Annotated in this window: 9 protein-coding genes and 1 riboswitch; of the genes, 3 read left to right on the plus strand and 6 right to left on the minus strand. The window is 70.1% G+C overall.

The window, feature by feature from the left end:
- The first annotated feature begins 131 nt into the window (after positions 1–131).
- Complete coding sequence (locus tag CF8_RS13155) at positions 132–314, plus strand: Flp family type IVb pilin (RefSeq protein WP_036490998.1); 183 nt, start codon at positions 132–134, stop codon at positions 312–314.
- A gap of 76 nt (positions 315–390) precedes the next feature.
- Positions 391–555, plus strand: a complete 165-nt coding sequence (locus CF8_RS21590) for a Flp family type IVb pilin (RefSeq protein ID WP_084622871.1) — start codon at positions 391–393, stop codon at positions 553–555.
- 2 nt (positions 556–557) lie between these two features.
- Here CF8_RS21590 and CF8_RS13160 read toward each other — a convergent pair whose 3' ends face one another.
- The 5 genes from CF8_RS13160 to CF8_RS13180 all read right to left on the minus strand — a co-directional run bounded on the left by CF8_RS13160 (position 558) and on the right by CF8_RS13180 (position 4,888).
- Positions 558–1,778 carry a M48 family metallopeptidase gene (locus CF8_RS13160; protein ID WP_036491001.1) on the minus strand — a complete coding sequence of 407 codons (1,221 nt, stop codon included), beginning with the start codon at positions 1,776–1,778 and terminating at the stop codon, positions 558–560.
- Positions 1,775–2,986, minus strand: a complete 1,212-nt coding sequence (locus tag CF8_RS21060; RefSeq protein ID WP_156887224.1) for a hypothetical protein — start codon at positions 2,984–2,986, stop codon at positions 1,775–1,777. Before CF8_RS21060 ends, CF8_RS13160 begins: the two co-directional genes overlap by 4 nt.
- Positions 2,987–3,023: 37 nt before the next feature.
- Positions 3,024–4,016 (minus strand): C40 family peptidase, encoded by a 993-nt coding sequence (locus CF8_RS13170; RefSeq protein WP_036491003.1) that lies wholly within the window; start codon positions 4,014–4,016, stop codon positions 3,024–3,026.
- 13 nt (positions 4,017–4,029) lie between these two features.
- Positions 4,030–4,194, minus strand: a riboswitch (cyclic di-AMP (ydaO/yuaA leader).
- 158 nt (positions 4,195–4,352) lie between these two features.
- Positions 4,353–4,559, minus strand: a complete 207-nt coding sequence (locus CF8_RS13175) for a hypothetical protein (RefSeq protein ID WP_036491004.1) — start codon at positions 4,557–4,559, stop codon at positions 4,353–4,355.
- A 59-nt stretch (positions 4,560–4,618) separates the two neighbouring features.
- Positions 4,619–4,888: a hypothetical protein gene (locus CF8_RS13180; RefSeq protein ID WP_010833603.1), complete on the minus strand. Its 270-nt coding sequence runs from the start codon at positions 4,886–4,888 to the stop codon at positions 4,619–4,621.
- Between the two features lie 62 nt (positions 4,889–4,950).
- Between CF8_RS13180 and CF8_RS13185 the strand changes: the two genes are divergently transcribed.
- Positions 4,951–6,726: a DEDD exonuclease domain-containing protein gene (locus tag CF8_RS13185; RefSeq protein WP_036493112.1), complete on the plus strand. Its 1,776-nt coding sequence runs from the start codon at positions 4,951–4,953 to the stop codon at positions 6,724–6,726.
- Between the two features lie 6 nt (positions 6,727–6,732).
- Here the strand turns inward: CF8_RS13185 and CF8_RS13190 are convergent, their stop codons facing one another.
- Positions 6,733–7,011, minus strand: a complete 279-nt coding sequence (locus tag CF8_RS13190; protein WP_010833605.1) for an Lrp/AsnC family transcriptional regulator — start codon at positions 7,009–7,011, stop codon at positions 6,733–6,735.
- Between the last annotated feature and the right edge of the window lie 291 nt (positions 7,012–7,302).

Genomic DNA, 7,302 nt, shown 5'->3' on the forward strand with positions numbered 1-7,302 from the left:
AAAGGGACTAGGCGGTCCCGACCGATCATCCGATTCGCAGACGCCGCCCCTCGGACAGACTTCTTCTTGTCGGGTCTGGTGCCTGACGGGCCAAGACTCTCCACCATTCATCACACACAAGGGATATCGAAATGATCCAGTTCCTCAGCCTCATGCTCAACGCTCGCCGTGACGACGAGAAGGGCGCCACCGCCGTCGAGTACGGCCTCATGGTCGCGCTGATCGCCGCCGCCATCATCCTCACCGTCGGCCTCCTCGGCGACGAGCTCGTCAAGCTGTTCACCGAGGTCACCACGGGTATGCAGGGCCGCTGATCCAACACCTGGGGCCGGTGTCCGCGTTCACACGCGGATGCCGGCCCTCGGTACGTTCCGGCCCAAGGAGTGAGCAATGACGATGACCCGCAAGCATGACGAGGACGGCGCGACCGCCGTCGAGTACGGCCTGATGGTCGCGATGATCGCCGCTGCGATCATCGTCTCCGTCGGCCTGTTCGGCGAGGAAGTCCTCGCCCTGTTCCAGGAGATCCCCCCGCAGCTCGGCCGCAACATCTGAGGTCAGTCCTCGGTCGCGAGCGCCAACCGCTCCAACACCGTGGGGTGACTCCCCCACCACCACTGCAGCCACACAGGCGGCGTCGGATCCGCCAGCGAGCGCAGTGCCAACAACTTCTGCATCTCCACGAAGGCGACCGGGTCCCCGGTCGCCTTCAGCGCTTCCACGTCCGCGCGCGTCTCGATCTGCCGGCTGACGCCGTTCTCCAGCGGACTCGCCGCGAGCGTCGCCCACACGCTGAGCGCCAGCACGAGGGGCACGATCCGCGGATCAGCCAGGCCCGGTCGGCCGCGTCTGCGACGGGTGGTGACGACCAGTCCCAGCAGGCCGACTCCGGCGGCCCCTCCCAGGGCGCCCAGCGCCGTACCGATCACGACGTCGCCGTGCGCCGCGTGCGCCAGCTCGTGGGAGATCACCGACAGGGCCTCGTCTCGCGGCAGCGACTCGACCAGGTTGTCGTAGACGACCACCCGCCTGGTGTTGCCGATGCCGGAGACGTAGGCATTGAGCGTGGTCGTACGCCGAGACGCGTCCGCGACGAGCACGTCGTCGAGCCGTACTCCCTGCTGGTCCGCGAGCACGAAGATCTCCGACCTGAGCCCGGGGTCGGTCAGCGGCGTGAAGTCGTTGAACAGGGGCTCGACGACGAGCGGATAGATGAAGGAGCCGAGCACCACGAGCGCCCCGACGAGTCCCCCCGCGATCGCCGGCCAGGCGCGACGCCAGCGTCGTGCGACACCGAGGAGCACGAGCAGCCCGACCGACGTGGTGACCACGGCGACCACCTCGCTCGTCGCCACGTCGCGTGCATATCCGACCCACGTCTGGGTGCTCAGACCGTTGGCCAACCGGTGCCGTTGCAGCATCACGCTGCACGGCAGGGTCGCCAGCCGACCGAGCAGGCTGATCGCGAGCACGCCGAGCACGACCTTCGCCCACCAGCGGCCGGGCAGCCGCTCCATCAGCCGCTCGCCCCAGCGGGTGAACCCGAGCGCCGACGCCACCACGAGGGTGATGGCGAGTGACAGCAGGCTCCACCGACGGGCCCAGGCTGCGTAGTCCTCGCCGCGCCTGATCTGCTCGGCCGTGAACACCGTCTCGGGTCGTACGGCGCTGGGCGCACCACCCGGCACCGGCTGCCACGGCACCCAGAGCGCCGCCACGACGACGAACCCGACCACCGCGACCAGCGTCACGGTGAGCGCGCAGCGGCGAGCGGTCACGGGCGGAGCCCCCTGAGCCGGACCTGCCACCCCCGGAGCACCTCACCCGGGGTCAGTCCCACCGACGCCAGAGCGCGGCGCGTGGTCGCACCGTCCGATGCCTCGTCGTAGACCCGGACCAGGCCGCGCTCGCCGACCCGGGCAGCGACCTCGACACAGGCGAGCCAGGCCAGCTCGTAGGCGGCCTCGAGACTGTCGGACGAGGTGTCGAACTCGGCGACGCCGGGTAGGTGGTCGGGCACCCCGTCGCGGCGCACGAGCGCGCGCGCCCGGGCAGCCGTCGTGCTCAACGGCAGCCCGATGTCGCGCAGGGCGACGTAGTCGGCGAAGCCTTCGAGCAGCCAGGGATCGAGGGAGACCGTGGTCGCGTCGGTGGCGACGTGCACGAGCTCGTGGCTGATCACGACCTGCGCACCCGCGCCGCGCAGCCGCCCCGTGACCTCCGGGTTGACGAAGACCCGCACCGGCCCGCTCGTGCGCTGGGAGCCGTCGGCGGCGGCAGTGACCGCGGCGATACCGGCATACGTCCCGTCAGCGACGTCGAGCGCGTCATCGAGCGCCTCGCTGCTCGCCGGCACCTCCAGGACGACCGAGGGGCGCCACTGCGGGAGCACGCCCCGGACGACGGGGACCGCTCGGCGGACCCGCTGGAGGTAGACGCGCGCCTCCCGGGCGGCCTGCTCGCCGGCTGCCATCACGAGGGCCCGGGGTGTACGCCGTATGACCAGCCGCTCACGCAGCCACAACGGCGAGATGCGGTCGCCGCCGCCCAGGCCGGTGATGGCGACGCGCCCGTCGTCGGGCGCGAACGCGACGAGCACCTCGGCGTGTGCCGGCTCCTCATCGAATCCGTCGATCGCCCAGGTCAGGTCGACGGCGGCGGTCCAGGAACCGTCCGGCGCGACCGCCCCGACCTCGTCGACGTAGCGCGCCGACAGGTCGACGAGTCCGAGCTCGCGCGCGTTGTCGGCGACTGCCCTCAGGAGCCCGACGGACGCAGGATCGTCCGGACGCCCGAGCTCGGCAGCGGCGTCGGGGTGACCTGCAGCCAGGGCCCGGACGAGGTCCTGGACGACGGCCGCCGCAGCGCCCGCCTGCGCCGTCGGCGCAGCCGAGTCGTCGGAGAGGTCGGCCCGGTAGGGCTCGTCGCCACCGACGAGCCAGACGCCTGCTGCGACCAGCCCCACACACAGCGAAAGACCGGCCACCCACCAACGTGGGCGACCGGTCTTCGAGGTCGGGCGATCAGCCAGGGCGAACCGCGCCGACGTAAGGCATGGAGTGGAGACCGGAGACGGCCACACCGGTGCCGGGGTTGGCTGCGTGCACGATCATGCCGTTGCCGATGTACATGCCGACGTGGCTGATCGGGCTGTAGTAGAAGACCAGGTCGCCGGGCTGCAGCGCACTCGCGGAGATGTGCGGGCCGGAGCCGTACTGCGCGCTTGACGAGTGCGGGAGACCGACACCGGCCGCGCCCCAGGCGCGCATGGTGAGGCCCGAGCAGTCGAAGGCGTTGTCGCCGGTGGCGCCGTAGACGTAGGCGTCGCCGACCTGGGCCATGGCGTAGGAGATCGCCGCTGCGGCCCTGCCGGAGGCGGGCACCGAGGCGGGCATGCGCGTGGTCTCGGAGCGCGACGAGGTCATCAGACGCTCACGCTCCTCGGCCTCGAGGTCGGCCAGCAGGTCTTCGGCTTCCTCGAGCTTCGTGTCGATCGTCTTCTTCTCGGCTGCGAGGTCGTCGGTGGTCTCCGCGATCTCGGCGGCACGATCGGCCGTGGCGTCGCGGCGCAGGTCGAGGGCCTCGAGCTCGGTCGAGTAGGCGTCGAACATGTTGTCCTGCAGGGAGTTGAAGCCCGACATGGTCGAGAGCTGCCCCAGGAAGGCACCCGGGTCGTCGGACACGACGACCTGGCCGACGGTGGAGATCGACTCACCCTGGTAGCCGCGCAGGATCGAGTCAGCCACCTCGCCCCGGACCGCGTCGAGCCTGGCGCTCTGGCGCTGCTCGTCGCTGCGGAGGGCCGACAGGTCCTTGCGGAGGTCGGCGAGGTCGAGCTTGGCGTCGTTGTATCGCTCCGAGGCCTGCTCCGCCTCGTGGTAGAGCCGGTCGACCTTGGCCTGGACATCCTTGATGTCCGGGTCAGCCTGGGCCGGTGAAACGGGGATGATTCCGATGGCGGCAATCGCGGTGATTCCCAGCAAGGCGCTGCCGAGTCGCATCCGGTCGTGATTCACGAGCGGGTGTTCTCCCTTGTGTGTCGTACGTCTACCGGGTGAGCTGACGGGTTCGGGCACGACATGCCCTACGCCTCCTCCGCATGCGCGAGCGCATGTCCTTGGAGGCGATTCACCCCAGACGGGAAGTGGTTCCCCGGCTCCGATCCACTGACCGGGGGGTCAACGGATCGAACTCGACGCGGTGCTCGCGCGGACCCGAGTGGCCCACTTCCACGATCACCTGAGGGGTCAGCGTAGTCCGCCCCCGGCACTGCTGCCAATCTCCGTCCCGATGCAGACCGCGTGTCGTTGCTGTGGTGTGGCTCACGTGACTGATGGGGCGTCGAGGCCGGATCAGGCCGATTCCACGATGGGTCCCGTGACCGGCTGGACCAGCCGCAGTGGTGGCACGAGGCCGCCATCGGCCAGCGCCTCGAGGGCGCGGCGTTCGTCGTCGTCGAAGGTGAGCTCGGGCGGTGGCCCCAGCAGCACGGTGACCACGCAGTCGTGGCAGGCCAGTCCCCGCACCAGGCAGCTGTCGCAATCGATTCGTGTCGTCATGTGACGCACCGTGCCACCGAGCACCGACAACGGCCGGTCGCGAGCGACCGGAGGCGTGTTCAGCCAGGGTTGGTGGTGGGGTCCTCGCCGAGCAGGGCCGCCTCGTTGCGGTCCACGATCTCGATGGCGTCGTCGCGCCCGCACCAGCGGCACGACACCGACTCCACGGACTCGCCCCTGACCTCGGTGGACTCCACCGCGTGATCGCCGGCCAGGTCGAAGTGCCAGAACTCGGTCGTGCGCCGTGTGCGGGTCACGTCGAAGCGGGTCAGGTTGCCGCAACCGCCGCAGCGCCAGCGGTGGGACGAGGTCGGCAGTTCTGTGGTCACGGATCCAGCCTAGTGGCGCGGCGTCCCCGACGATGTCGGTGGTCGGACCTAGCGTCGTGGACATGACCACCGCAGCAACCACCTCCCGATGGGAGGCCCAGCGCAGCTTCGACGAGCTGGGCCGGCCGCTGCGCGACATCACCTTCTGCGTGGTCGACCTCGAGACGACGGGTGGATCTGCGGCGGCGGGGTCGATGATCACCGAGATCGGGGCGGTCAAGGTCCGCGGCGGAGAGGTGCTCGGCGAGTTCCAGACCCTGGTCAACCCGCATGCGGCGATCCCGCCGTTCATCGCCGTGCTCACCGGCATCACCAACTCGATGGTCAGCGACGCGCCCTCCATCGATTCCGCCCTCCCGGCGTTCCTGGAGTTCGCCGCCGGCAGCGTGCTGGTGGCCCACAACGCCCCCTTCGACGTCGGCTTCCTGCGCCACTTCGCCAGCGCCCAGGACCTGGCGTGGCCCGCCTTCGAGGTGCTCGACACGGCCAAGCTCGCCCGCCGCGTGATCACCCGCGACGACGCGCCCAACTGCAAGCTCTCCTCGCTCGCCCAGCTGTTCAACGCGACCACGACCCCCAACCACCGTGCCCTGTCCGACGCGCGCGCGACCGTCGACGTGCTGCACGGACTGATGGAGCGACTGGGCGGTGTCGGCGTCCACACCCTCGAGGAGCTCCAGACCTTCACCTCCCGGGTCTCCACCGCCCAGCGCCGCAAGCGCCACCTGGCCGAAGGACTGCCGCACGCCCCCGGCGTCTACCTCTTCCGCGACGACCGCGCGCGCGTCCTCTACGTCGGCACGTCCAAGGACCTGCGCAGCCGGGTGCGCACCTACTTCACCGCGTCCGAGACCCGCACCCGGATGGGCGAGATGGTCGGATTGGCCGAGTCGGTCTCCACCATCACCTGCGCCACCCCGCTCGAGGCCGAGGTCCGCGAGCTGCGCCTGATCGCCGAGCACAAGCCGAAGTACAACCGCCGCTCCCGCTTCCCGGAGAAGATGCACTTCGTCAAGCTCACCCGCGAGCCCTGGCCGCGACTGTCCCTGGTGCGTCGCGTGCTCGACGACGACGCCGATTATCTCGGCCCGTTCTCGTCGAAGAAGTCTGCCGACAAGTGCCTGGCCGCCCTGCACGAGACGTTCCCCGTCCGGCAGTGCTCCGACCACATCGGGGTCAATCCCTCCCGCACCCCCTGCGTCCTCGCCGAGATGGGGCGATGCCTGTCCCCCTGCGACGGCAGCGCCGACCCGACGACCTATGCCGCGGTCGTCCGGCAGCTGCGCGACACCTTGCTCCATCGGCCTGACGAGGTCGTCGATGCCATCCAGCGACGGATGACCGCCCTGGCCGACCTGGATCGCTTCGAGGAGGCCGGAGTGCACCGCGACCGGCTCGCCACCTTCGTGCGAGCGGCCGCGCGCACCCAGCGGCTCTCCGCCCTCACCGGGTGCCCCGAGGTCGTAGCAGCGCGCCGCGAGGACGACGGGCGCTGGGCAGTCCACATCGTGCGGCACGGCCGGCTGGTCGCTGCGGGCGTCATCCCCTCAGGCGCCGACGCACACCACTACGTCCACCAGCTTCGCGCGAGCGCGGAGACGGTGATCGATGCGCCGGGCCCGGTCCCGGCAGCCACCGCCGAGGAGACCGAGAAGGTGCTCCGCTGGCTGGAGGCGCCAGGCATCCGCCTCGTCGACGTGGCCGGCGAGTGGGCCTGCCCCGTCGGCGGGGCGACGCGCCATCTGTCGGTCTACGACGCGGTCGAGGCGTCCCGGCTGTCACTGGTGCCCTTCGACGAGCAGCGCCTGCCGTCCGCCGTCCACCAGCCCGCGCGCTGAGGAGCGTCAGTCCAGCCCGAGCGAGAAGGCCGACTCCAGGTCATGGCGCGAGAAGGTGCGGAACGCGATGTGCGTCTCGGTGGACGTGACGCCCTCCACCTTGTTCAGTGAGTCGGCGACGACGGCGGCGATGTCCTCGTGCTTGCTGACCCGGATCATCGCGATCAGGTCGATCTGGCCGGTCACCGAATAGACCTCACTGACGCCGTCCAGCGCCGCGATCGCCTCGGCGACCTCAGGGATGCGGGCGACGTCGGCCTTGACGAACACGATGGCAGTGATCATGGGCGACACCGTACCGCCGCCTCGGCCCACCGAGCACTGAAGGCAGGGGTCGCCCGATCGGGTAGTGGATCTAGTCCTTTCGGGCCACCTCGGGTCATTTGCTCACGCACGAACCTCTTCCCTCTTTAGCGTGTCGACGTCTGCGTGCAATCAGGCCCTACGAGGGGAACTATCGGGATGTCACACATTGGTCTTGGACGTGTGTGCGGAGCGCGCACCTGCGCCGCCGTCGCACTCGCACTCGGCGCCTCACTGTTCGGGCTAGTTGTGATGTCCAGGGAGGTTGTCCCG

The sequence above is a fragment of the Nocardioides sp. CF8 genome (assembly GCF_000389985.1).
GTDB lineage: Bacteria > Actinomycetota > Actinomycetes > Propionibacteriales > Nocardioidaceae > Nocardioides > Nocardioides allogilvus.

What these genes read in the sequence shown, in the direction of transcription:
- CF8_RS13155 (WP_036490998.1), top strand. Translation starts at nt 132, where the DNA reads ATGATCCAGTTCCTCAGCCTCATGCTCAACGCTCGCCGTGACGACGAG.
- CF8_RS21590 (WP_084622871.1), top strand. Translation starts at nt 391, where the DNA reads ATGACGATGACCCGCAAGCATGACGAGGACGGCGCGACCGCCGTCGAG.
- CF8_RS13175 (WP_036491004.1), bottom strand. Translation starts at nt 4,559, where the DNA reads ATGACGACACGAATCGATTGCGACAGCTGCCTGGTGCGGGGACTGGCC.
- CF8_RS13185 (WP_036493112.1), top strand. Translation starts at nt 4,951, where the DNA reads ATGACCACCGCAGCAACCACCTCCCGATGGGAGGCCCAGCGCAGCTTC.
- CF8_RS13190 (WP_010833605.1), bottom strand. Translation starts at nt 7,011, where the DNA reads ATGATCACTGCCATCGTGTTCGTCAAGGCCGACGTCGCCCGCATCCCT.